Annotated in this window: 20 protein-coding genes and 1 tRNA gene; 13 read left to right on the top strand and 8 right to left on the bottom strand. The window is 65.3% G+C overall.

Features of this window, described 5'->3' with window-relative positions; genetic code table 11:
* Nucleotide 1: 1 nt before the first annotated feature.
* The 4 genes from thrC to argS are packed head-to-tail and all read right to left on the bottom strand — an operon-like array spanning nt 2 to nt 5,571.
* Nucleotides 2-1,108 (bottom strand): threonine synthase, encoded by a 1,107-nt coding sequence (thrC, locus tag J2808_RS03105; protein ID WP_164199008.1) that lies wholly within the window; start codon nt 1,106-1,108, stop codon nt 2-4.
* A complete protein-coding gene (locus tag J2808_RS03100) occupies nt 1,109-2,425 on the bottom strand; it encodes a homoserine dehydrogenase (RefSeq protein WP_309811397.1) in 1,317 nt (438 codons plus the stop codon).
* Nucleotides 2,426-3,916 carry a diaminopimelate decarboxylase gene (lysA, locus tag J2808_RS03095; RefSeq protein ID WP_309811395.1) on the bottom strand — a complete coding sequence of 497 codons (1,491 nt, stop codon included), beginning with the start codon at nt 3,914-3,916 and terminating at the stop codon, nt 2,426-2,428. It lies immediately after the preceding gene.
* A gap of 5 nt (nt 3,917-3,921) precedes the next feature.
* Nucleotides 3,922-5,571 carry an arginine--tRNA ligase gene (gene argS, locus J2808_RS03090; RefSeq protein ID WP_309811392.1) on the bottom strand — a complete coding sequence of 550 codons (1,650 nt, stop codon included), beginning with the start codon at nt 5,569-5,571 and terminating at the stop codon, nt 3,922-3,924.
* A gap of 171 nt (nt 5,572-5,742) precedes the next feature.
* Between argS and J2808_RS03085 the strand changes: the two genes are divergently transcribed.
* From J2808_RS03085 to J2808_RS03060, 6 genes are all read left to right on the top strand, one after another.
* The gene (locus tag J2808_RS03085; protein ID WP_309811389.1) at nt 5,743-6,207 is read left to right on the top strand and encodes an FMN-binding protein; all 465 of its coding nucleotides are present in this window, start codon (nt 5,743-5,745) and stop codon (nt 6,205-6,207) included.
* Between the two features lie 3 nt (nt 6,208-6,210).
* Entirely contained in the window at nt 6,211-7,083 is an 873-nt protein-coding gene (locus J2808_RS03080; RefSeq protein ID WP_309811385.1) for an FAD:protein FMN transferase, read from the top strand.
* Nucleotides 7,080-8,636, top strand: coding sequence for a ferredoxin--NADP reductase (locus J2808_RS03075; protein WP_309811382.1), 1,557 nt, complete (start codon nt 7,080-7,082; stop codon nt 8,634-8,636). The genes J2808_RS03080 and J2808_RS03075 overlap by 4 nt, the downstream gene beginning before the upstream one ends.
* 135 nt (nt 8,637-8,771) lie before the next feature.
* Nucleotides 8,772-8,844: transfer RNA gene (locus J2808_RS03070), tRNA-Arg, on the top strand.
* A gap of 232 nt (nt 8,845-9,076) precedes the next feature.
* Nucleotides 9,077-10,081: a M4 family metallopeptidase gene (locus J2808_RS03065; RefSeq protein WP_397427970.1), complete on the top strand. Its 1,005-nt coding sequence runs from the start codon at nt 9,077-9,079 to the stop codon at nt 10,079-10,081.
* Nucleotides 10,082-10,134: 53 nt separating this feature from the next.
* Nucleotides 10,135-10,434, top strand: coding sequence for a protealysin inhibitor emfourin (locus tag J2808_RS03060; RefSeq protein ID WP_309811381.1), 300 nt, complete (start codon nt 10,135-10,137; stop codon nt 10,432-10,434).
* Here J2808_RS03060 and J2808_RS03055 read toward each other — a convergent pair.
* Nucleotides 10,431-11,399: a GlxA family transcriptional regulator gene (locus tag J2808_RS03055; protein ID WP_309811378.1), complete on the bottom strand. Its 969-nt coding sequence runs from the start codon at nt 11,397-11,399 to the stop codon at nt 10,431-10,433. The genes J2808_RS03060 and J2808_RS03055 overlap by 4 nt on opposite strands.
* Before the next feature lie 81 nt (nt 11,400-11,480).
* Here J2808_RS03055 and J2808_RS03050 point away from each other — a divergent pair, with 81 nt between their 5' ends.
* Nucleotides 11,481-11,648 carry a hypothetical protein gene (locus J2808_RS03050; RefSeq protein WP_309811375.1) on the top strand — a complete coding sequence of 56 codons (168 nt, stop codon included), beginning with the start codon at nt 11,481-11,483 and terminating at the stop codon, nt 11,646-11,648.
* 114 nt (nt 11,649-11,762) lie between these two features.
* Here J2808_RS03050 and catA read toward each other — a convergent pair whose 3' ends face one another.
* From catA to J2808_RS03035, 3 genes are all read right to left on the bottom strand, one after another.
* Nucleotides 11,763-12,623: a catechol 1,2-dioxygenase gene (gene catA, locus J2808_RS03045; protein WP_309811373.1), complete on the bottom strand. Its 861-nt coding sequence runs from the start codon at nt 12,621-12,623 to the stop codon at nt 11,763-11,765.
* 70 nt (nt 12,624-12,693) lie between these two features.
* Entirely contained in the window at nt 12,694-13,803 is a 1,110-nt protein-coding gene (locus J2808_RS03040) for a mandelate racemase/muconate lactonizing enzyme family protein (RefSeq protein WP_309811370.1), read from the bottom strand.
* Nucleotides 13,800-14,714, bottom strand: coding sequence for a LysR substrate-binding domain-containing protein (locus J2808_RS03035; protein ID WP_309811367.1), 915 nt, complete (start codon nt 14,712-14,714; stop codon nt 13,800-13,802). Before J2808_RS03035 ends, J2808_RS03040 begins: the two co-directional genes overlap by 4 nt.
* A 298-nt stretch (nt 14,715-15,012) precedes the next feature.
* Between J2808_RS03035 and benA the strand changes: the two genes are divergently transcribed.
* From benA to J2808_RS03005, 6 genes are all read left to right on the top strand, one after another.
* Nucleotides 15,013-16,380 (top strand): benzoate 1,2-dioxygenase large subunit, encoded by a 1,368-nt coding sequence (benA, locus tag J2808_RS03030; RefSeq protein WP_309811365.1) that lies wholly within the window; start codon nt 15,013-15,015, stop codon nt 16,378-16,380.
* Between the two features lie 27 nt (nt 16,381-16,407).
* A complete protein-coding gene (benB, locus tag J2808_RS03025) occupies nt 16,408-16,944 on the top strand; it encodes a benzoate 1,2-dioxygenase small subunit (RefSeq protein ID WP_309811362.1) in 537 nt (178 codons plus the stop codon).
* Between the two features lie 28 nt (nt 16,945-16,972).
* Nucleotides 16,973-18,025 carry a benzoate 1,2-dioxygenase electron transfer component BenC gene (gene benC / locus J2808_RS03020; protein ID WP_309811359.1) on the top strand — a complete coding sequence of 351 codons (1,053 nt, stop codon included), beginning with the start codon at nt 16,973-16,975 and terminating at the stop codon, nt 18,023-18,025.
* A 2-nt stretch (nt 18,026-18,027) separates the two neighbouring features.
* Nucleotides 18,028-18,858: a 1,6-dihydroxycyclohexa-2,4-diene-1-carboxylate dehydrogenase gene (locus tag J2808_RS03015; RefSeq protein ID WP_309811850.1), complete on the top strand. Its 831-nt coding sequence runs from the start codon at nt 18,028-18,030 to the stop codon at nt 18,856-18,858.
* Between the two features lie 144 nt (nt 18,859-19,002).
* Complete coding sequence (locus tag J2808_RS03010; RefSeq protein WP_309811358.1) at nt 19,003-20,451, top strand: MFS transporter; 1,449 nt, start codon at nt 19,003-19,005, stop codon at nt 20,449-20,451.
* Nucleotides 20,444-23,386: a helix-turn-helix transcriptional regulator gene (locus tag J2808_RS03005; protein ID WP_309811355.1), complete on the top strand. Its 2,943-nt coding sequence runs from the start codon at nt 20,444-20,446 to the stop codon at nt 23,384-23,386. The genes J2808_RS03010 and J2808_RS03005 overlap by 8 nt, the downstream gene beginning before the upstream one ends.
* The last annotated feature ends 2 nt before the right edge of the window (nt 23,387-23,388 follow it).

Genomic DNA, 23,388 nt, shown 5'->3' with positions numbered 1-23,388 from the left:
GCTACTTTTCTTCCAGTCCCAGTTCAGCTGCAACGGTGACAACGTCGTTGGAGACCTTGACCGGCTGCACTTCGCTGCCGTCTTCGGTACGCAGGGCCCACTGGGGGTCCTTAAGTCCGTGGCCCGTCACGGTGATGACGATGGTCTTGCCGGAAGGCACTTCCCCTGCGGCGTGCTTCTTGAGTAAGCCCGCCACCCCGGCGGCGGAGCCAGGCTCGACGAAAACGCCTTCACGGGCTGAGAGCCAGCGGTGGGCGTCCAGGATCTGCTCGTCCGTCACGGCATCGATGAATCCGCCGGACTCGTCGCGGGCCGCAATGGCACCGTCCCAGGAAGCGGGGTTGCCGATCCGGATGGCGGTGGCGATGGTGTCCGGTTCCGTGATGGGGTGTCCCGCCACGAACGGGGCAGCACCGGCGGCCTGGAAGCCCCACATCTGCGGGGTCTTGGTGGACACGGCGGGAAGGGTGCCGGCCGTTGCCGACTCGAACGGTGCCGAGTACTCCTTGTAGCCCTTCCAATACGCCGTGATGTTTCCGGCGTTCCCTACGGGCAGGACGTGGATGTCCGGGGCGTCGCCCAACGAGTCCACGATCTCAAATGCACCGGTCTTCTGCCCCTGGATGCGGGCCGGGTTGACGGAGTTAACCAGGAATACCGGATAGGACTCCCCCAGCTTCCGCGCGATGTCCAGGCAGTTATCGAAGTTGCCGTCCACCTGCAGCAGCGTGGCACCGTGCGCGATGGCCTGGCTCAGCTTGCCCATGGAGATCTTGCCTTCGGGAACCAGCACAGCGCACTTCAGGCCGGCCGCGGTGGCGTAGGCAGCAGCGGAGGCCGAGGTGTTCCCGGTGGACGCGCAGACAACGGCCTTGGCACCGGATTCAACGGCGGCAGTCATGGCCATGGTCATACCGCGGTCCTTGAAGGAACCTGTGGGGTTCATCCCTTCGACCTTCAAGTACACGGTGGAACCGGTCAGTTCGGAGAGCTTCTGCGCGTGCACCAGCGGAGTGCCGCCTTCGCCGAGGGTGATCACCCGGGTGGATTCCGTCACGGGCAGACGGTCAGCGTATTCGCGGATAACGCCGCGCCATTGGTGAGCCACTTAGACTCCTTCTACCCGCAGAACGGATGTAACTGAATTGATGACGTCCAGGCCCTTGACGGCCTCGACGGTGGCTGCGAGGGCAGCCTCGGATGCGCGGTGCGTGACAATCCGCAGTTCGGCGGATTCCACGTTGGACGCTGCGTCCTTGTGGATGGTCTGCCGCATGATTTCGATGGACACACCGTGCTCCGCGAAGAGCTGGGCGATACGGGCCAGGACACCGGGCTGATCGGCGACGTCGAGGCCGATGTAGTAGCTGGTGGTTGCCGCTTCGATGGGCAGTGCCGGGACGTGGCCGGTGGTGGTTTCGGTGCGCTGGGGCCCGCCCAGGACCAGGCGGCGGGCGGCCGAAACGAGGTCACCAAGGACTGCCGACGCCGTCGGGGTGCCGCCGGCACCCTGGCCGTAGAACATCAGCTCGCCGGCGTTTTCCGCTTCGATGAACACGGCGTTGAACGCTCCGCGGACGGCGGCCAGCGGGTGCTCGCGCGGCAGCAGCGTGGGGTGCACGCGCACCGAAACGCCCTCGCCGCCGTCGGCATCGGTAAGTTTTTCTGCGATGGCAAGCAGCTTGATGACAAAACCGGCGTCCTTGGCCGCGGCGATGTCGGCCGCGCTGACGGACGTGATGCCCTCGCAGTGGACGTTCTCAAGCGCGAACCGCGTGTGGAAGGACAGCGTGGCCAGGATGGCAGCCTTGGCGGCGGCGTCGTGGCCTTCGACGTCGGCAGTGGGGTCCGCTTCCGCGTAGCCGAGGCGCTGGGCTTCGGCGAGGGCGTCTGCGAACTGGGCGCCGGTGGAATCCATCTGGTCAAGAATGAAGTTGGTGGTGCCGTTGACGATGCCCAGCACGCGGGTGATCCGGTCGCCGGAGAGGCTGTCCCGGATGGGCCGCAGGATGGGGATGGCGCCGGCCACGGCAGCTTCGTAGGACAGCTGCACGCCGGCCTTGTCAGCCGCTTCATAAAGGGTGGGGCCGTCCTGGGCCAGCAGGGCTTTGTTGCCGGTGACCACGCAGGCGCCGTTGCTCAGCGCCGAGAGGATCAGCGTGCGGGCCGGCTCAATGCCGCCCATCAGTTCGATGACCAGGTCGGCGTCCTTGACCAGGGTCTCGGCGTCGGTGGTGAACAGTTCCTGCGGAAGCTCCACATCGCGCTTGGAGTTCACGTTGCGCACGGCGATGCCGCTGAGCTGCAGGCGTGCGCCGGTGCGGGCGGCCAAGGCGTCGGCGTCCTCAATGAGAATCCGCGCAACCTGGGCCCCAACGTTGCCACAGCCCAGCAGGGCTACTTTCAGGGTTCGCAATTCAGTCATTCAGACTCCCATGTCGCGGTTGAGCAGATCTTCTTCGGTTTCCCCGCGGACAATCAGCCGGGCAGATCCGTCGCGCACCGCGACAACGCCCGGCCGGGCCAGATAGTTGTAGTTGCTTGAGAGGGCCCAGCAGTAGGCGCCGGTCCCCGGTACAGCAAGCAGATCACCGGCTGCCACGTCCTCGGGCAGATATACATCTCTAACAACTATGTCGCCGCTCTCGCAATGTTTGCCCACCACGCGGGACAGCTGCGGAGGCGCCTCCGACGTCCGGGAGGCAAGAATGGCGGAATAATCCGCGTCGTAGAGCACCGGGCGGGCGTTATCGCTCATCCCGCCGTCAACTGACACATAGCGGCGCGGGTGCGTAACGTTTTCCGGCCCGGTTCCAGCTGATTCAGCTGTTCCGGTGGCCGGTGCATCGACGCGCACGGTCTTCAGGGTGCCCACCTCGTACAGCGTGAAGGTGGTGCTGCCCACGATCGCACGGCCCGGTTCAATGGAAATCCGGGGTGACTTAATGCCCAGGTCCGCGCAGGTGGAACGCACGACGGCGGCCATCGCCTGCGCGATCTCCGCTGCGGGGCGGGGAGTGTCCACCGGGGTGTAGGCGATGCCGTAGCCGCCGCCAAGGTCCAGTTCGGGCATCACGATGGAGTACTTTTTCTGCATGGCAGCAAGGAAGCGGAGGAGCTTCTCGGCGGCCAGGGCAAAGCCGTCCGGCTCGAAAATCTGGGAACCGATGTGGCAGTGCAGTCCGAGCAGGTCGATGCTGGCGTAGCTTGTCGCCGCGGCCACGGCCTCTTCCGCGGCTGACAGTCCGGCTTGCTCGGTGGTGTCCCCGGCCATGGAGAGGCCGAACTTCTGGTCCTCGTGGGCAGTGGCAATGAACTCGTGGGTGTGGGCGTGCACGCCGGGGGTCAGCCGCAGCATGACCTTGGCGGTTTCGCCACGGCCGGCTGCAATTTTGGCCAACCGCTCCAGCTCATCGAGGCTGTCCACCACGATGCGGCCGAGTCCCATGTCCAGGGCACGGTTGATTTCCGCGTCCGATTTGTTGTTGCCGTGCAGCGCCACGCGGGCGCCATCGATGCCGGCGCGTGCTGCCACGGCCAGTTCTCCGCCGGAGGCGGTGTCCAGGCGCAGGCCTTCTTCCTCCACCCACTTCACCACGGCGGTACACAGGAACGACTTGCCCGCGTAGTAAACGTCCACTCCCCCGCAGATGTCAGCGAAGGCGGCGTCAAAGGAATCCTTGAAGGAACGGGCCCGGGCGCGGAAGTCGGCCTCGTCCATCACGAACAGCGGTGTGCCGAACTGCGCCTTGAGCTCACTGACGGGGATGCCGTCAATGGCGAGCTCGCCGGCGTCGTTTTTTTGCACACCCTGTGCCCACATCGGTTCCTGGAGCGCGTTCAGGTCTGCGGGAACGGTAAGCCACTCAGGGGCAAGCGGGGATGCATGACCTGAGTTTGCAGGCTGTACTGGCATAGGGGTCACATCCGTTCCGGCGCGGAAACGCCAAGGAGGTGCAGGCCGTTGGCCAGCACCTGGCTGGTGGCGTCGTTGAGCCAGAGGCGCGTGCGGTTGACGTCCGTCACGGGCTCGTCACCCATGGGCGCGATCCGGCAGGCGTCATACCAGCGGTGGTAGGCGCCGGCAATGACTTCAAGGTGGCGTGCCACGCGGTGCGGCTCGCGCAGCTCGGCGGCCTTGGCCACAATGGAGGGGTAGCTGCCCAGGTAGGAAAGCAGCTCATTTTCGGTGGCATGATCGAGCAGGGAAGCCTCGAAAGCGCTGCGGTCCACACCGGCAGCAACCGCGTTGCGTGCCGCGCCGCGGGTACGCGCGTGGGCGTACTGGACGTAGAAGACCGGGTTCTCGTTGCTGTGCTTCTTGAGCAGGTCCGGGTCCAGCGTCAGCGGCGAATCCGCAGGGAATCGGGCCAGCGAGTAACGCACGGCATCCTTGCCAAGCCAGTCGATGAGGTCCTTGAGCTCGATGATGTTGCCGGCACGCTTGGACAACTTGGCACCGTTGACGGAGACCAGCTGGCCGATCAGCACCTCGATGTTGACCTCGGGGTCGTCGCCCGCGCAGGCGGCAATGGCCTTGAGGCGGTTGATGTAACCGTGGTGGTCGGCACCGAGAAGGTAGATCTTCTCGGTGAAGCCACGGTCCTTCTTGGAGAGGTAGTACGCGGCGTCGGCGGCGAAGTAGGTGGGCTCGCCGTTGGCCCGGATCATTACGCGGTCCTTGTCGTCGCCGAAGTCCGTGGTGCGCAGCCAGACTGCACCGCCGTCGTCGAACACGTGGCCCTGCTCGCGAAGGCGGGCAACGGCACTTCCGATCGCGCCGGCGTCGTGCAGTTCCTGCTCGGAGAAGAACACGTCGAATTCGACGCCGAAATCCGCGAGCGTGGCCTGGATGTCCTTCATCTGGGCCTGGTAGGCCGCAGAGCGGATCACGGGAATCGCCGCAACTTCAGTCAGTTCGCGGATGTCCGGGTGTTCGGTGAGCACCTCATGGCCGAGGTCCGCGATGTACTGGCCTGGGTAGCCGCCGTCGGGAACGGGCAGGCCGTGGAGCCGGTTGTAGACCGACTGGGCGAAGGTGTTCATCTGCGAGCCGGCGTCGTTGATGTAGTACTCGGCCGTGACTTCGGCGCCGGACGCGCGCAGCACGCGGGCAATGGCGTCGCCAAGGGCGGCCCATCGGGTGTGGCCGATATGCAGCGGGCCGGTGGGGTTCGCCGATACGAATTCCATGTTGACCACATGGCCTGCGAGCGCGGTATTGGTGCCGTATGCCGGGCCGGCTTCGACGATCGCTTTGGCCAGGGCACCTGCGGCGCCGGCGTCCACGGTGATGTTCAGGAAGCCGGGACCGGCGATGTCCACGGCAGAGACGCCGTCGATGCTCTTCAGCCGGGCGCTGAGGATCGTAGCGAATTCGCGCGGGTTGGTGCCGGCCTGCTTGGACAGCTGGAGGGCGATATTAGTGGCCCAGTCGCCGTGCTCCCGGTTCTTCGGTCGCTCCACGCGCACCTCATCAGGAACAGCTGATGCGGAGAGCCCGATTTCACCGGCGGCGATGGCGTCTTTCAGGCAGGCGGATATGGCGAGGGAGAGTTCTTCGGGAGTCACCCCTCTAGCCTACCGGCGGCCGCCACGTGAACGAACTTGAGCACCGCAGGTGACCGCGCGGCGGCGGCTGATCGCGCACAGCGGACGCACTGCTGATTCACAGGGTGAACCATTACGCTGAAACCGACGTCGAGTACACCGTAAGCACCCAGCCCACGAAACGAGCCCCCTATGAGACCGTCAGTCCGCAAGAGTGTTTTCGCCGGGATCGCCGGCCTGTCCCTCGCCGGAACGGTGGCCGGCTGTGCGCCGTCCGCCACGCCTGCACCAACTTCCGACAACAGCTCCGCCGGCACTTCCAACCCGTCGGACACATCATCAACTTTGGCCGGCAGCGGTTCCCTGTACCAGGACGGCACCTACAGTGCCGACGGCACCTATGTCTCGCCGAACGGCACCGAAACGGTGGGAGTTGAACTTACGCTCGCCTCCGGCACGGTCACGGCCGTCAACATCACCCAGCACCCGTCCAACCCGAACACGCGCAAGTTCCAGGGCGAATTCGCCGGCGGAATCGCGGCCCAAGTGGTGGGCAAAAGCATCGACGAGCTGAAGGTATCCAAGGTTGCGGGCTCCTCCCTTACCAGCGGTGGCTTCAACCAGGCCGTAGAAACGATCAAGTCCGAGGCCCAGTAGGCCGTGCCGCATCCTGAGTGGGAAGACTTCCGCTTCGACGGGATCGGTACCCGTTGGGAAATTTCCACGTCCCGGCCACTTTCCGCCAGCACCCGCGCACGGTTGCTGGCGGAGGTGGAACGGTACGACGGCGAGTGGTCACGGTTCCGTCCGGATTCCACCGTCAGTGCCATGGCCCGCGAGCCGGGGCAGTACGAGCTTCCTGCTGAGGCTGCGGCCCTTGGCCACCTTTACCGCTCGCTGTACGAGATCACCGGGGGCGCCATGACTCCCCTCATCGGCAGCAGCCTGGAACAGCTGGGATACGACGCCGCCTACTCCCTGCGCCCTGCAGGTTCCGCGGTGGCGGCACCCCGTTGGGAGGATTCCCTGGACTGGGACGGCACCGTCCTCACCAACAGCGTGCCCCTCGTCCTGGACATCGGCGCCGCCGGGAAAGGCCAACTGGTGGATCTCCTGGCGGCTGAGCTGCGCTCCTGCGGCGAAGACAGCTTCCTCATTGACGCCAGCGGGGACCTGTTTCACAGCGGTCCTGATCCGGTGTCCGTTGCGCTGGAGCATCCATACGATCCAGCCAAGGCAATCGGCACGGTGGCCCTGGCGGGCGGCGCCTTGTGCGCCTCTGCCTCAAACCGCCGGGTGTGGGGCGACGGCCTGCATCATGTCCTGGACGGCACCTCCGGACGGCCCGTCACCACGGCAGTGGCCACGTGGACCATGGCATCGAGCACCATGCTGGCTGATGCGTTGGCGACGGCCCTGTTTTTCGTCCCCGGTGCGGAGCTGGAAAAGACTTTCAATTTTTCCTGGCTGACCGTGTTCTCAGACGGCAGTGCCGCGTATTCGGCCGGATTTGAAGGGACACTGTTCACATGAGCCCCGTTGCAACCCCCAAGGCTGTTACACCGGCAGGTCGACTGGACACCCTGCTGGGTAGGTACACGATGTACCGGCTGATCCTGCTGGTCCTGGCGGCCCTTGCTGCGTACAGCCTCCTGCTGAACGCACTCGGCTGGTTGACGTTCGGGATACCGCAGATGCTGGTGCATCTGGCACTGTGCCTTGGGCTGACCTATGCCTCCAACCGCGCGCTGGCCGTGCTGTTCCATGTGCAGCCGCATTCGGAATCCTCGCTGATCACTGGCCTGCTGCTTTACTTCCTGTTCTGGCCATCGTTTATGCCCATGGACGTGGCCGGCGTCGCGCTCGCCTGCGTGCTGGCCTCAGCCTCCAAATACGCTCTGGCCTGGCGCGGCCGGCACATCTTCAACCCTGCCGCCGCCGGCGCCTTTGTGACCGGGCTGACCGGGCTGAACGTCGCCACGTGGTGGGCCGCGACACCTGCCATGCTGTTGCTGCTCGTACCAGGCATCCTGCTGGTGGTGTACCGCACCAGGAAGTTCCTCATGGCGGCCGTCTTCCTCGTGGTGGCCACCTCGATTGTGACTTCGGAACTGCTGCAGGCAGGGATGACCCTCGGTGGTGCCATCTGGCAGGCCCTGGCGCAACGCCCGCTGCTCTTTTTCGTCGGTTTTATGCTGACCGAGCCGCTCACGCTTCCGCCGCGACGCTGGCAGCAACTCGCGCTTGCCGCAGTTGTTGGCGTGGTGTTTGCGGTGCCCTACAACTTTGGCTTCATCGCCAACTCCCCCGAACTGGCCCTGCTGGTTGGCAACCTGCTGGCATTTTTTATGGGCCAGCGGGGCGGGCTGCGGCTGACGTTCGCGGGCTCTCGGGCTTTGACGCCCAGCACCACAGAGTTCGCCTTTGAACCGTCCCGCCCCGTCCGCTTTGCGCCCGGGCAGTACATGGAACTGGACCTGCCGCACGCCAAGTCCGACGGGAAAGGCCGACGCCGCGTCTTCAGCCTGACCAGCGCCCCCGGATCAGGGACGGTGAAGTTCGGTGTGCGGACATCCGAGCCGGTTTCCGCCGCCAAGAAGGTCCTTCTGGACCTGAAGCCGGGCGATCACGTGACAGCCACGGCTGTGGGCGGGGACTTTGTCCTGCCACGCAATCCCCGGACTCCTGTGCTGCTCATCGCCGCCGGCATCGGCATCACACCGTACCTGGCGCATCTGGCCGCGGGCGCGGGCCGTGACCGGGACGTGGTTCTCCTGCTCCTTGCGAGGAACACCGAAGAAATCGCTTATGCGGATGAGCTGGCGGCGTCCGGCGCGCGGATCATGGCCCGCATCGCCGACGGTTCCGCCCCGCCGCCATTCATTACCGACGCCGGGGCTGCGGTTTCGCGTGGGGCCACCCCAAGCGCGCGGCTGGACGGCACCACACTGAAAGCCCTTGTTCCGGACATTTCCGACCGCACCGTCTACCTCTCCGGGTCGCCTGCGAGCGTCGCTTCGCTGCGCCAGGCGGCCCGGAGAGCGGGCGCACGACGCGTGCATGTGGATTCGTTTTCCGGCTACTGAGGTCCGGCGCAGGGAGGATCGGGAACTGAGAATTTTGGCCCACCCAGCCGGCTCGCGGGACCACGTTTTTCATTGCGGGCCAACATCCTGCTAAGCTCTAGGACGTCCCGCCAGCAACGGCAGGATCCCTGAATTGCCCTCGTAGCTCAGGGGATAGAGCGTCTGCCTCCGGAGCAGAAGGTCGTAGGTTCGAATCCTATCGAGGGCACAAATGAAACCCCCGCCGCTTGCAAAAGCTGCGGGGGTTTCTGCGTCGCCTTTCAGGGTGTGACCGAGTGCGCCTTCATGGGATTGTCGGTGGCCCCTCGTAGGCTGGATTCACCGATCCGAGGGGGTACGCCATTCAGTCTCCAGACCAGCATTCGCCAGACGAACGCCCATCAGCCCGGCATCATTCAACGGGCCGCTGCTTCATCATTCCGCCCTACCTGCTCCGGCGGTTGGCCCGCCAGGATTCGCCGCAGTTCTCAGCCGCCGCGCGGGCGGCCAAGGAAGCACTGAGCCACGTACGGTCGGTCCAATCGGCCCGCACAGCACCGGCGCCAGCCGTTCCCCCGGGACTTCGCGACGTCCAGCCCGGCCTGCCAAACCGGAGCATTTACGATGCCGCAGGTTCCGAGAACCTCCCCGGGAAGATAGTGCGCAAGGAAGGCGAGCCGGAGTCCGGGGACCCGTCCACTGACGAGGCCTATGACGGCCTGGGACACACCCACCGCATGTTTGCGGAGATCTTCGGCCGCAACTCCATCGATGGCGGGGGTCTCCCCCTCGATGCGACTGTGCACTTCGGGAAGCTCTACGACAACGCCTTCTGGGACGGCCGGCAAATGGTCTTCGGCGATGGCGACGGCGAAGTCTTTGAGCGCTTCACGCGGTCCCTGAGTGTCATCGGGCACGAACTCACGCATGGGGTCACCCAGTACTCCGCCGGGCTGGCGTACCGGAACCAGGCCGGGGCCATCAACGAATCCATGTCCGACGTCTTCGGCGCTCTCGTGGAACAGTACGTGCACAGACAGTCCGTTACCGATGCGAGTTGGCTGATCGGCGAAGGACTCTTCACTGCGCAGGTGGAAGGTTCAGCCCTGCGGTCGCTGAAGGCGCCAGGCACTGCGTACGACGACGACGTGCTGGGTAAGGATCCACAACCGGACTCGATGGACTCGTACGTGCGGACCAGCGCGGACAACGGCGGCGTCCACATCAACTCCGGAATCCCCAACCGTGCGTTTTACCTTGTTGCAGAGGCATTGGGCGGCAACGCATGGGAAGCGCCAGGCCAGATCTGGTACGACACCCTCACCGGCGGTTCACTGCCTGCCACCGCCACCTTCAGTGTTTTTGCGAGGGCGACGGAGGCAGCCGCCGTCGAACTTTTCGGTACCGGTTCCGCCGAGCATGACGCCGTACGGAAGGCGTGGGAAACTGTGAAGGTCAAGCTTTAAGCCAATGCCCGGCTGCCGGCCAGCCGGGCTGTGAGAAGCCCTGGAATCTGGCCATGAAAATAAGTGTGGAGCGTACCGGCGGTATCGCCGCGCTGACACGGGTGTGGACCGTGACAGCAGAGACGGAGCGCGCCAAGAGTGAGTGGCAGCCCATCGTCGAGGCGTGCCCTTGGGATGCAGTACCCAAGACTGTCCGGGCAGCAGCCGCCGAGGCTGAGGGAAGCCAGCCGGACCGGTTTATCTATTCGATCCGGGCGGGCCAACGGCGCGCGGCCCTGCCGGAGCAGAGGGTCACTGGTCCGTGGCGGGTGCTCGTCGACAGCACCAGGGCAGCAGCCGAAGACTCCCGCTAGACCACGGCCTCCAGCTGGCCCCGAAATGCCCGGCGGTAGGACTGAGGGCTCGTATCGAGCACCTTGGCAAAATGGTGCCGCAACAGGACCGGATGGCCGAAGCCAGACTCCCTGGCGACCTCGTCAATATTCAGGTCCGTGGACTCCAACAGCTCCTGCGCCCGGAGGACCCGTTGGGAGTTCAGCCAGGCCGCTGGCGTTGCCCCGGTTTCGGAGCGGAACCGGCGGGCAAAGGTCCTGGCCGACATGTGCACCCGGGTGGCGAGGTCACCCACGGTGTGCTCCCGGTCCAGGTTCTCCACCATCCAGCGGAGCAGCTCTTCCATCGGCGCTGATCCGCAAGCGGGCATGGGCCGGTCGATGAACTGCGCCTGGCCGCCGTCGCGGTGCGGTGGAACCACCATGTCGCGGGCAATCGCAGCGGCAACATTTGCGCCCAGCTCAACCCGGACCAGGTGAAGGCAGGCATCTATCCCCGCAGCGGTGCCGGCGCTGGTGATCAGGTTGCCGTCCTGCACATAGAGCACATTCTCATCAACCTGAGCGTCCGGATACCGGCTTGCGAGCTCATGGGAGTAGTGCCAATGGGTGGTGCAACGCCGACCGTTCAAAAGACCTGCGCGGGCAAGGGCGAATGCCCCCGAACAGATGGACATCACCCACGCTCCGCGGGCGTCCGCGGCGCGCAATGCTTCCATTACGGACTCGGGGACGTCTTCGTCCCGACCGAACGGAGTCATGATTACCAAGTCTGCATCAGCCGCGGCCTCCAGGCCCAGGCTCACGTTCATGGAGAGGCCCGACTTCATCCTGACGTTACCGGGCTCGGGCGTGCAGACCCGGAAGTCGAAGGACGGGACGCCACTGCCACGCCCGGATCTGTCGATACCGAAGACCTCACACGCCGTGCCGAATTCGAAGATCGAAAAGTTGGGGACAACGATGACTGCCACTGATTTCAGCATGCTTCCATTATGGCAGAAATTTACCCTTTTTGGTCATTTCTGCCACTGTTGATTGGATGGCAATCGGAGAACCATAGAGGCATGGAAACCTTCGGAATCATCCTCGTAGTCCTCCTCCTCGTCGCTGTCGCAGCGACCGTCTCAGCGCTCCTGCGCGATGGCCGCGGCCACACCCCGCCCGTCACCTCCGACCAGGCCTGGTCCGCCCTGGACCTGCCCAGCACCAACTACACACTGCGCATCTTCTGACGGCAGGACCCACTGAAAGCCAGCGGGCAAACAGCAGAATCAATCAACAAAGGACCCGGTTCTGAAGAACCGGGTCCTTTCCTGTGCGGTCACACCGGGCCCGCTGCGGTCACACTAGGAGCGTGCTGCGTCCAGGACGAAGTCGTAGGTGACCTCGTTGCCTGCTGCGTCGGTGCGCTCGCTGGGGTTCAGTACGAGTTCGGGCTTGACTGCCGAGGCGATGTCGTCGGAGAGATGCTGGTCGCCGTCGAAGTAGAGCTGGGCAGTCAGCAGCTGGTGGCCGGGGGCCGTGACCTTCAGGTGCAGGTGTGCCGGACGCCAGGCGTGCCAGCCCGCCGCTGCAATCAGCTTGCCGCAGGCACCGTCAGTGGGGATCTGGTAAGGCGCCGGCTGCACGGTGTTGAGCGCGAAGTTACCATCGGCATCGGCGATGACGGCTCCGCGCAGGTTCCACTCGGGCAAACCCGGGGCAAACTGCGAGTAGAAACCGTTGTCGTCAGCGTGCCAGATTTCAATCTTGGCACCGGCGAGCGGAGTGCCGTCAACCGCCCGGACCTGGCCCTGGAACAGCAGCGGCGTGCCGCCCTCATCCTCGCGCATGGGCAGGGTTGCCGGCGTCGCAAGTTCCGGCGAACCGGGAATGTAGTACGGGCCTTCGATGCTGCCCTTGTTTCCTTCGCGGTCCTCCGTGGAGACTTCCTCGATGACGTGCTCCACCCAGACGTCCATGAACAGCGGCCATTCGCCGTCCTCGCCCACGTTGATCAGCCATGCTTTGAGGGCGTTGAACTCGTCATAGCTCACCTTGTGCTTGCGGACGGTCTCGTAGACCGCGGACAGGACCTCATTGGCAAGGAGGGAAACGCGTTCCTTGGGAACCTCAATCGCTGCAGTCTTGCCGCTGTCGCGGAAGCGCTCGGTTGCTGCATTGCCGGATTCTGCCGCTTTGGCGTCAAATTCGGTCAGGCTTGTCATCGTCGACTCTCTTTCGTCATGCGGCACCGACAGCGGGGTCGGCGCCTAATTTGTTGGGTTGGATTTGGTCTTAGTTGCTTTGGTCAACGCGGTACTTGGCAAGTTTCCACGGGTCGATGTCCAGGCCGATGCCGGGGACCTCGCGGACGGACAGCCGGCCGTCGACGATTTCCAGCGGCTCGGCCAGCAGGTCATCGCTCATGTCCAGGAAGTTGGACAGCTCCCCTGCCCGCCGCGTGGTGGACTCGAAAGCGGCGCCAAATGTGACGGTGCAGAGGGTGCCGATCTGGCCGTCGATCTGGTTGCCCATCACCACTTCGGCGCCCATTCCGTCGCACTGGAAAAGCACCCGCTGGGAGTGCGAGAAGCCGGTCCGCGCCGTTTTGATGCTCACGGCATTGGCCGCGCCGCTGAGCAGTTCGCGGGTTACTTCGCCGGGCTTCGTGGCACTCTCGTCCGCCACGAACGGTACGTTGCAGTGGTCCACCAGCCACTTGCGGCCGAGGACATCATCCGCGGGGCACAGCTCTTCGGCCAGTGTGAGGTCCAGGTCCGCCATGGCGTTGAGGGCACGCAGGGATTCCGACGGCGTCCAGCCACGGTTGCCGTCGATGTACAGGTCGATGTCTCCGCCCATCTCCTCACGGAGGGCGCGGCAGACGTCGACATCCAGGCCGAAGGGCCTGCGGCCGACTTTTACCTTGAAGGTGGTGATTCCGTACGTGTCGCGCATGCGCTCAGCTTCGGCCACCATCTTGGCCGGTTCAGCGAAGCCGAGCATGTGGCTGACCCGCATGCTGTCGGTGAAGCCGCCGAGCAGCGCCGAGACCGGGTGCCCGAGGGTCTGCCCGATAACATCCCACACAGCCATGTCAACCGCAGACTTCGCCGTTGGGTTTCCGACGGTCCGGTTCATCACGGCATGCATTGCTTCGCGGTCCAGGATGGACATTCCTAACAGCTGCGGTGCGAACAGCGTCTGAATGACCGCCACGATGGATTCCTGCGTCTCGCCGTACGTGAAAGGCCGGGCCGGCGCCTCCGCTACACCCACAATCCCTTCGTCGCTCGTCACGCGCACCAGAACGTGGAGGGCGGTGTGCACCTCGCCGCTGGCGAACCGCAGGGGCTTCAGGTAGGGAATGGCGAATGGAATCGCCTCAATGGATGTAATTTTCACGGATGTCCTCCGGAGTAGCTTGAGTCAAGAAATAGGTTGTTGTCATCGAGGGTGGCGAGGAATGAGTCGACCAGCGGCGACTCGCCGCCGCGGCACCATGCCAGCGCCAGCTCGACGTCGTCCGCGCCCGTGACTGCCCTGTATTGCACACCGGCGAGCGCGATTCCCCGGACGGATTCCGGCAGGACGGCGATCCCGAGTCCGGCGGCAACGAGGGAAAGCTGCGTGGACGTTTTGTTGGATTCGTGAGCAACCCGGGGGTAGAAGCCCGCCGCCTGGCAGGCGCGCACCACGGCGTCGCGGATCACCGAGCGGGAAGCTGCCGGGTACGTCACGAAGCCCTCTGCCCGGAGCTCGCCGATACCCAGGGTGCCGGCGCCGGCGAGCCGGTGCCCTTCCGGTAACGCAACCACGAACTGTTCGCGCGCTATGGTCCGCAGGTTCAGCGACGCATCGTGGACCGGCGGCCGGAGCACACCGACGTCGAGGTCACCGGAGGCCAGTGCCATTTCGATGGCGGGTGTCAGCAGTTCTGTATGGATATCCAGGACGACGTCCGGCAGCTGCTCCTTGACGAGCCGAGCCAGGATGGGCAGCTGGGCATAGGACGCTGTCCCCGTCAGCCCGATGCGAAGTGTCCCGGCCTTTCCGTCCGCGAACCGCCGCACGCGCCGGGCAGCCTCCTCGACGTTATGCAGAATGCGCTGCGCATCAATAAGAAAGGCCTCCCCTGCCGGGGTCAGGCTCACGCTTCTGGTGGTGCGCGCAAAGAGTTCGGCGCCCAGCTCTGCTTCAAGCTGCCTGATCTGATGGGACAACGGCGGCTGGGCCATCTCCAGGCGCTCGGCAGCCTGGCCAAAGTGACAGGTGTCGGCCACCGCAACGAAATAGCGCAAATGCCGCAGTTCCATTCCCGGCGCTCCTTCCGTGTGGTCTGGACAACATAAGTCGTCGCTGGGCAACAGCGTAGGGGGAAATTTAGTATTCAACAAATACACAATTCACAGCATTTCAGACTCCTAAAGTCTCAATGGGACCCTAGGCGAGCCTAGGTAAACACCTAGTGTGATGCCCGCCACTCACTGACAGAGTTGGTTGCATTCAGTTTGGCCGCCGTTCATTTTGGCGGTCCACGGGCAACGCAGCCCGGCAACCGGGCGATACCGCCTGCTGACCGGGCGATGCAGCCCGATACCGAGAGGAGCCAACATGACAGAGACGCTGGCGGGCATTCGTGCCCACCTTGACCAAGCCCTTGTGGAGGATCACGAGAACGGCGTGTTCCGCGCGAAGCGGAGCATCTTCACCGATGAAGCCCTCTTCGAACTCGAGATGAAGCACATCTTCGAGGGCAACTGGGTGTATCTGGCCCACGAAAGCCAGGTCCCGAACGTGGGCGACTACTTCACGACGTACATCGGACGCCAGCCGATCATCATTTCCCGTGACAAGCAGGGCGGACTGAACGCCCTGATCAACGCCTGCAGCCACCGCGGCGCCATGCTGTGCCGGCGCAAGACGGACAACCGCACCACGTTCACCTGCCCGTTCCATGGCTGGACGTTCAACAACACCGGCAAGCTGCTCAAGGTCAAGGACCCGCGCGACGCCGGCTACCCGGAGCAGTTCAACAAAGATGGCTCCCACGACCTGACCAAGGTCGCCAGGTTCGAGAACTACCGCGGGTTCCTCTTCGGCAGCATCAACCCCGACGTCAAGCCCCTCGAGGAGCACCTCGGCGAATCCACCAAGATCATCGACATGATCGTGGACCAATCCCCGGAAGGCCTGGAAGTCCTGCGCGGCGCATCCACCTACACCTATGACGGCAACTGGAAGCTGCAGGCCGAGAACGGCGCCGACGGCTACCACGTGTCCGCGACGCACTGGAACTACGCAGCCACCACCGCCCGCCGCACCACCGGCGAGTCGGCCAACGAAACCAAAAACATGGACGCCGGCGGCTGGGCCAAGCAGAAGGGCGGCTACTACTCCTTCGACCACGGCCACCTGCTGCTCTGGACCGAATGGCTGGACCCGTCCAACCGCCCGCTGTTCGACCGCCGCGACGAGCTGGTGGAGCAGTACGGCGAGGCCAAGGCTGACTGGATGATCAACATTTCCCGCAACCTCTGCCTCTACCCGAACGTGTACCTGATGGACCAGTTCGGTTCCCAGATCCGGCACTTCCGGCCCATCTCGGTGGACCAGACCGAAGTGACCATCTACTGCATCGCACCCAAGGGTGAAAGCGACCAGAACCGCGCCAACCGCATCCGCCAGTACGAGGACTTCTTCAACGCTTCCGGCATGGCAACCCCGGATGACCTGGAGGAGTTCCGCTCCTGCCAGAAGACCTACATGGCAACAGCAGCGCCGTGGAACGACCTCAGCCGCGGCGTCACGCACCAGATCACTGGCCCGGACGAGAACGCGGCCAAGATCGGCCTCGAGCCCATCTCCAGTGGTCTCCGGACTGAAGACGAAGGCCTCTACCCCATCCAGCACGGCTACTGGGTAGAGACCATGCGCCAGGCCGTGTCCGCCGAAGCTGCAGACGCTGCAGCCCGGAACTAGTCCGGCACCGAGACCGAGGAGAATCCCATGACCCAGACCACCGACGTCGTCACGCCCGTCGCCGTACCAGCCGGCCCCGTCACGCTGGAAGAAATCCGCGCCTTCCTTTACCGCGAAGCTCGGTTCCTCGACGACCGCGAGTTTGACCGCTGGCTTGATTGCTACCACCCCGAAGCCGAATTCTGGATGCCTGCCTGGGCGGACGACGACGAACTGACCAGCGATCCGCAGCGCGAGATTTCGCTGATCTACTACGCCAACCGTGGTGGCCTCGAGGACCGCGTGTTCCGTATTAAGACCGACCGCTCCAGCGCGACCAGCCTGCCCGAACCGCGGACCGGCCACAACATCACCAACGTTGAGGTCATCGAATGGAACGGCGACCAGGTGGACATCCGCTTCAACTGGCACACGCTCTACTACCGCTACCAGAACATCGATCCGTACTTCGGAACGTCGTTCTACACGATCGACTACTCCGGCACGCAGCCCGTGATCCGAAAGAAAAAGGTCGTCCTGAAAAACGACTACATCCACCACATCGTGGACATCTACCACATCTGATTTTTCGAACGAGTCGAATCGAGTTCCCATGAGTTACCAGATTGCCCTCAGCTTTGAGGACGGCGTCACCCGGTTTGTGACGGCAAACAAGTACGAGACCGTGGCCGACGCAGCCTATAAAAACCGGATCAACATCCCCTTCGACTGCCGCGACGGCGCCTGCGGCACCTGCAAAGCGTTCTGCGAATCGGGAAAATACGACGGCGGCGACTACATTGACGAGGCCCTCACCGAGGATGAAGCCGAGAAGGGCTTTTGCCTCCCCTGCCAAATGGTCCCGGAGACAGACCTTGTCCTGCAGATTTCCGGCACGTCGGAGATGGCCAAGGTAGGAGCGACGACGTTCCAGGCCACTGTCAAGGAGCTCAGCTGGTTTGCGGACAACACCGCAGCCCTCACCCTGACCGTCGAGAACCGCGGGGGCCTGAACTTCCTGCCCGGCCAATACATGAACTTTGCGGTCCCGGGCACCGATGCTGTGAGGTCCTACTCGTTCAGCAGCGGCCCCGCAGCGGACGAGCTGCGCTTCCTCGTCCGCACGGCCCCGGACGGAGCCATGACCACTTACCTCAAGGAACGTGCGGCCGTCGGTGACGTAATCCCGCTGACAGGCCCGATGGGGAGCTTCTTCCTCCGCGACATCAAGCGGCCCGCCCTCATGCTCGCAGGCGGCACCGGCATCGCCCCGCTGCTGTCCATGCTGGACAAGATCGCCACCGGCCTGGCCGAAGCACCCGCCCACCCCGTGCACCTGGTCTACGGCGTCACGTTCGACAAGGACCTCGTGGAGCTGGACAAGCTGCAGCAGTACGCCGACGCGATCGAAAACTTCACGTTCGCTTACTGCGTGGCCGACCCCGAAAGCTCCGCCCCGAACAAAGGTTACGTGACACAGCACATCACCGCCGGGCAACTGAACGACGGCGACGTGGACGTCTACCTCTGCGGCCCGCCCGCCATGGTGGACGCTGTCCGTAAGTACTGGGACACACAGGGCATCACCCCGACGAACTTCTACTACGAGCGGTTCGCCGTCGGCAGCACGGCGCCGGCGCCTGCCCTCGCCGGGGCCGGCGCTTGAGCGTGACCGGTGCGCGGGAAGGCACCGGTGCCCGGGCCATCAGCCCGGGCCGGTTCGCCGGGAAGGTTGTAGTGGTGACGGGTGCTGCCCAGGGAATCGGACGTGCCGTGGCAGCACGCGTCGCCGCCGAGGGGGCAGACACTGTCCTGGTGGACCGGGCTGAGCTGGTCCACGAGGTGGCTGCGGAACTGGCCGCAAGCGCAGCAACAGACGGAACAACCGCCGTCGGGGTTACCGCGGACCTGGAAACCTTCCAAGGTGCCAGCGCCGCCGTCGAGGAAGCGCTCAAGCTGCGCGGCCGGATCGACGTCCTCATTAACAACGTGGGCGGCACTATCTGGGCCAAGCCCTTCGAACACTACGGACCGGAGGAGATCACCAAGGAAATCCAGCGGTCCCTCTTCCCCACGTTGTGGGCCTGCCGGGCCATCCTGCCGCACATGATCAGCCAGCAAGGCGGCGTGATCGTTAACGTCGCCTCGGTAGCGACCCGCGGTGTTAACCGTGTCCCGTACGCTGCCGCCAAGGGTGGGGTGAAGGCCATCACCGCGGCATTGGCCCTGGAAGCTGCCCCGCATGGAATCCGCGTGGTCGCCACCGCGCCAGGCGGCACCGAAGCGCCGCCACGTAAGGTGGTGCGCGGCCCCCAGCCGGACAGCGACAGGGAGAAGGCCTGGTATCAGCAAATTGTGGACCAGACCATCGATTCATCCCTGATGAAGCGCTACGGGACCCTGGACGAACAGGCAGGGCCTATCGCCTTCCTGGCTTCCGATGAGGCGTCGTACATCACCGGAAGCGTCCTGGCAGTCGCCGGCGGCGACCTGGGCTAGAGAACCACGGCAAGCCCAGCTATGCCCCCAACTTAGTAGCGCTAACTGTCGTTTTGAACCTTCATAACGACAGTTAGCGCTACCCGGTTTCATCCGCAGTACCCACCGGCCGCGACGACGCGGCCCAAGGCAATGGAGCCCGCAATGAAAGCACTCCCCCTATCCGGTGATGTCACCGGAACCAGGACAGTTCGCTGGGTGATGGCCATTGCGGCCACAGCCCTGATCTTTGACGGTTACGACCTCGTGGTCTACGGGACGGTGGTGCCGGCCCTCCTTCGCGATCCCAGCCAGTTGGGGGCACTCGATGCCGCCCAGGCCGGCGCCTTGGGCAGCTACGCCCTGATGGGCGTTCTGGTGGGCGCGCTCACGGCCGGCGCCGTCGGCGACTTCCTGGGACGCCGCAAAATGATGCTGATCAACATCGTGTGGTTCTCCGTTGGCATGGCGCTCACGTCGCTGGCTACGAGCGTCCCCGCGTTCGGCATCCTCCGCTTCCTCACCGGGATCGGGGTAGGCGCGCTGGTGGCCACAGCCGGCGCCGTCGTGGCGGAGTTCGCGCCTGCCGGCAAACGCAATTTCTACAACGCGATTGTGTATTCGGGGGTGCCCGCAGGCGGACTCCTGGCCTCCTTGCTCGCAATTGTGCTCAACGGAGTCACCGACTGGCGCGGCCTGTTCCTGATCGGCGCGCTGCCCCTGGTCATCCTGTTCCCCCTGGCGCTCTGGAAACTGCCCGAATCTCCGCGCTGGCTGCAGGCCCGCGGCCGCACCGACGAGGCCATCCGGCTTTCCGCCAGGACAGGCATTGCCCTGGAGGTCAGCACACCCGACGGCATGGCGGCTGCGGCGGCTTCCGGAACCGCGTCCGACGGCGGCGCTTCCGGCCTGCGCCCCCTCGCCGTCACGCCGCCACCGCCTGCCCTGCGCAGGGATGGCAGCCCGCTCACCGGATTCGCGGCACTGGCCTCCGGCACCTACCGCAAGCCCACCGTCCTGCTCGGACTGATGAGTTTCTGCGGACTGCTGCTGACCTACGGACTGAACACCTGGCTGCCGGAGATCATGGGCCAGCACGGCTATGGCAAGACCTATTCCCTGACGTTCCTGCTGGCGCTGAACGCCGGCGCCGTGGTGGGCGGCCTGGTCGCCTCGAAGTTTGCGGACAGGTTCGGACCCAGGGCGATTGTGTCCACTACCTTTGTGATCGCTGCCGTGGCCCTGGTCCTCCTCACCCTGAGCTTCCCGCTGCCTCTCCTGCTGGCGGCCGTTGCCTTCGCCGGTGTAGGCAGCCTGGGAACGCAGGTCCTGGTGTACGGCTTTGTCTCCAACTTCTATCCCACTCCTGCCCGGGTGGCAGGAGTGGCATGGTGCGCCGGTTTCGGCAGGCTCGGCGGGATTTTTGGACCGCTCGTGGGCGGCTTCCTGATCAGTGCCCAGGCTCCCACCAACGTGGCATTCCTGGTGTTCGCCGCAGTGGCGCTGATCGGCGGCTGCGTCACCATGGTGGTCCGCAGCCCGCGGGCAATAACCGTCCCGGCCAAGGCACCGGAAACAGTCAGCCCGTCCGCTAGTGTTGGGAACCATGTCTGACACCAGCACAGGACCGGCAGCGGACGAACGCGCCCAGCAGACCAGGCAATTGCTTGGGCTGCTGGGCGCCGCCCGTTCCGGTTTGCCTACGCTTGCCGTGATCAGCGGCGGCCGCGGCATGGGCAAGACCCGGCTCGTGGAGTCGCTGCTGCGCGCGGGCACCGCCCCCCAAGGAGACCGCCGTGGACCCGCCAGCCATATGACCGCCGGCCAGGACGCCACCGTGCTCCGGGCAGCGGGCGCAGCGGCTGAGCAGCACATTCCGTTCGGGATGGTTGAGCAGCTGCTCGCGCAGCACAATGCCGGGCCCCGAGGCCACGCCGGCAGTCCGGGCACAGTGAGCGAATTCGGAGACCGGCTCCTGGCCCTCATCGACACAGTGACGGCGCCCGGCCACGTCCTGATCCTGTGTGTCAGCGACATCCAACTGGCAGATGCAGCCTCGCTCCGGGTACTCCTGTACGCGCTGCGCAGGGCTGGACAGCTCCCGATGCTGACCATTCTGACCCTCGATCCCGAACCGGATCACCCTGCGGACCGGCCTGAGCGAAACAGGGAACTGCCTGAGCGAAACGAAGCACTGGAAGGCCTGCTGCGGTTTCCGGGCGCACACACCATCGTCCTCGGGGCCCTCACCCCGGCGGAAGTCCAGGCGATGTGGCGTGCCGGGCCCGGCCATGGCTTGAGCATGCCGGCGGCACGCGCGCTGGTTGACCACACCGGTGGTGACCCAAGCCTGGTCCGGTCCCTGCTGGCAGAATTCCCGCAATCAGCCTGGTATGCCAACCACGATTCACTGCCCGCACCGGCCAGCTGCGTGGCGTCCACCGCGGCCGCCCTCAAACAGCTGTCGGCCGATGCCATGGCGCTGACCCAGGCCGCGGCTGTCCTGGGCAGGTGCTCGCAGTTGTCCGTGGCGGTGGAATTGGCCGGCATCAAGGATGCCGTGGCAGCCGTCGATTCGGCAGCCGCCGCCGGCCTGCTGCGGCTGAGTACGGCGGAAGCCGAAACCAGGCTCGAGTTTCCTCTTCCCGTCCTGCGGTCTGCCGTCTATCAGCACCTCGGGCCGGCGCTTCGTTCCGAACTGCACACGGCCGCGTCACGGATCATGGCTTCCGAGGCGCAGCGGCTCCGGCACCGGGCAGCTGCCGCGCTGCTGCCGGACGCCGTGCTGTCCGCCGAACTGGAAGCGGCCGCCGAAGGGTTCGCCGCCCAGGGCGCCTGGCGTCCTGCCGCGGAGGCGTACACCCAGGCGGCGCGCCTTCACCCGCAGCCGGCGGCCCGCGAATCCCTGGTCATCAGGACCGTGGACGCCATGTTGGGGGCCGGCGACCTTGCCAGGGCGCTGACCGCCCTGGACACGCTGGACTCGTTCGCCCCCGGGCCGCTTAGTGACGCCGTCCGCGGATACCTTGCCATCCTTCGTGGCCGCCCCGCACAGGCCGACGCGTTGCTCCAAAAGGCCTGGACCGCCGTCGACCCCGCCACCGCGCCGGAGACGGCCGCCGGAATCTGCCAGCGCCAGGTCCTGCACGCCCTGGCCCGCTTCCACGGCCGGGACCTGGTGATGTGGGCCGAGCGCGCGCGCCAGCTCGCAGCACCGGACAGTCCGGCAGCCGTTGAAGCCCGGGCCATTGAGGGCCTGGGGCTGGGCGCCATGGGCCGCATCGACGAGGCGCAACTGAGCTACCGGAATGAGAGCGGCCAGTTGTGGCAGGGAGCCCAGCGAATGAGGCGGGACATGGGAAAGGGTTGGCTGGACCTGGCCCTGGACAACGTGGAAACAGCGCGGGATACCCTCGCCGGGGCCGCATCCACTGATTTCGCCCATGGTTCACAACGCATCGCCCTGTGGGCCCAGGGGTGGCTGGCCCGGGCAGACTTCGCGCTGGGGGCGTGGGATGACGCCCTCCGAACCGTCCAAAGTGCCGCTTCCGCCCAGGAGGAATCCGGGATGGAGTTGCTGCGGCCGCTGATCCACTGGACCGGAGCCCAGATCCATGCCATCCGGGGCGACTGGGATGCCGCCGCAGGTCATCTGGAACAGGGTGCCGCGCCGGCGGACAGCTATCCCGTGATGCTCTTGCCCTATTGCCTCGCCCAGGCCCAGGTGGCGGAGACCAAGGCAGACTACGACGGCGTCCTCCGGGCGTTGGTGCCCGTGCTGCGGATGCCGCGCACCACGGGGATCGACGAACCGGGTTTCTGGCCCTGGCAGGACCACTATGCCAACGCGCTTGTCATGACCGGGCGGGTGGACGAAGCCGACGCCTTCCTGGTCCCCCTCGAGCAGCTTGCCGGGCAGCGCGCACACCGGTCCACCCTGGCGCGGCTCGCATATGTCCGTGGCAGGATCCATGCTGCGAGCGGTGACCTGGACGCGGCCCGGACCAGTTTCCTGGGCGGACTCAGGCAACTGGACGGATTGCCCCTGCCCTACGCCCGTGCCCGGGTCAAGTTCGCCTACGGCCAGTCGTTCCGGCGGGCGGGAAAAAGGCGTGAAGCAGCCACCATGCTTGCGGAAGCCCGTGACCTTTTTGAGGTACTGGGTGCCCGCGCGTACGTGGAGCGCTGCTCCCGCGAGATGCGCGCCAGCGGAGTTCCCTCGGGGGCAGGCAGCCGCGGCGCTCCCCGTGCCGGCGCGCTCAGCCGGCCGGAGCCAGGGAGGCCGTCGTCGGTCCCGGCCCCGCTTCTGGCTGCAGTCCCGCATGCCGAACTCACGGAACAGGAGAAAGCGGTGGCGGACCTGGTAGCTGCCGGGTCCAGCAACAAGGAAGCCGCCGCGGAACTGTACGTCTCAGTCAAGACCGTCCAGTACCACCTGACCCGGATCTACGCCAAGTTCAACGTCACATCGCGTTCGGGGCTGGCCGCCGTCTATTCGGGCGTTTCGGAGCAGCCCGGCGAGGACCGGAACCAGGCGTCGCCCCAGTAGAC

The sequence above is a fragment of the Pseudarthrobacter sulfonivorans genome (assembly GCF_031454915.1).
In the GTDB taxonomy this organism is placed as follows: domain Bacteria; phylum Actinomycetota; class Actinomycetes; order Actinomycetales; family Micrococcaceae; genus Arthrobacter; species Arthrobacter sulfonivorans_C.
The sequence above is the reverse complement of the archived record's forward strand: the minus strand, read 5'-3'. Positions and strand labels throughout refer to the sequence as shown.

Coding starts and splice junctions, on each gene's coding strand:
- J2808_RS03100 (WP_309811397.1), bottom strand. CDS start 2,425: ATGACTGAATTGCGAACCCTGAAAGTAGCCCTGCTGGGCTGTGGCAAC.
- lysA (WP_309811395.1), bottom strand. CDS start 3,916: ATGCCAGTACAGCCTGCAAACTCAGGTCATGCATCCCCGCTTGCCCCT.
- J2808_RS03085 (WP_309811389.1), top strand. CDS start 5,743: ATGAGACCGTCAGTCCGCAAGAGTGTTTTCGCCGGGATCGCCGGCCTG.
- J2808_RS03075 (WP_309811382.1), top strand. CDS start 7,080: ATGAGCCCCGTTGCAACCCCCAAGGCTGTTACACCGGCAGGTCGACTG.
- J2808_RS03060 (WP_309811381.1), top strand. CDS start 10,135: ATGAAAATAAGTGTGGAGCGTACCGGCGGTATCGCCGCGCTGACACGG.
- J2808_RS03055 (WP_309811378.1), bottom strand. CDS start 11,399: ATGCTGAAATCAGTGGCAGTCATCGTTGTCCCCAACTTTTCGATCTTC.
- J2808_RS03050 (WP_309811375.1), top strand. CDS start 11,481: ATGGAAACCTTCGGAATCATCCTCGTAGTCCTCCTCCTCGTCGCTGTC.
- catA (WP_309811373.1), bottom strand. CDS start 12,623: ATGACAAGCCTGACCGAATTTGACGCCAAAGCGGCAGAATCCGGCAAT.
- J2808_RS03035 (WP_309811367.1), bottom strand. CDS start 14,714: ATGGAACTGCGGCATTTGCGCTATTTCGTTGCGGTGGCCGACACCTGT.
- benA (WP_309811365.1), top strand. CDS start 15,013: ATGACAGAGACGCTGGCGGGCATTCGTGCCCACCTTGACCAAGCCCTT.
- benB (WP_309811362.1), top strand. CDS start 16,408: ATGACCCAGACCACCGACGTCGTCACGCCCGTCGCCGTACCAGCCGGC.
- benC (WP_309811359.1), top strand. CDS start 16,973: ATGAGTTACCAGATTGCCCTCAGCTTTGAGGACGGCGTCACCCGGTTT.
- J2808_RS03010 (WP_309811358.1), top strand. CDS start 19,003: ATGAAAGCACTCCCCCTATCCGGTGATGTCACCGGAACCAGGACAGTT.
- J2808_RS03005 (WP_309811355.1), top strand. CDS start 20,444: ATGTCTGACACCAGCACAGGACCGGCAGCGGACGAACGCGCCCAGCAG.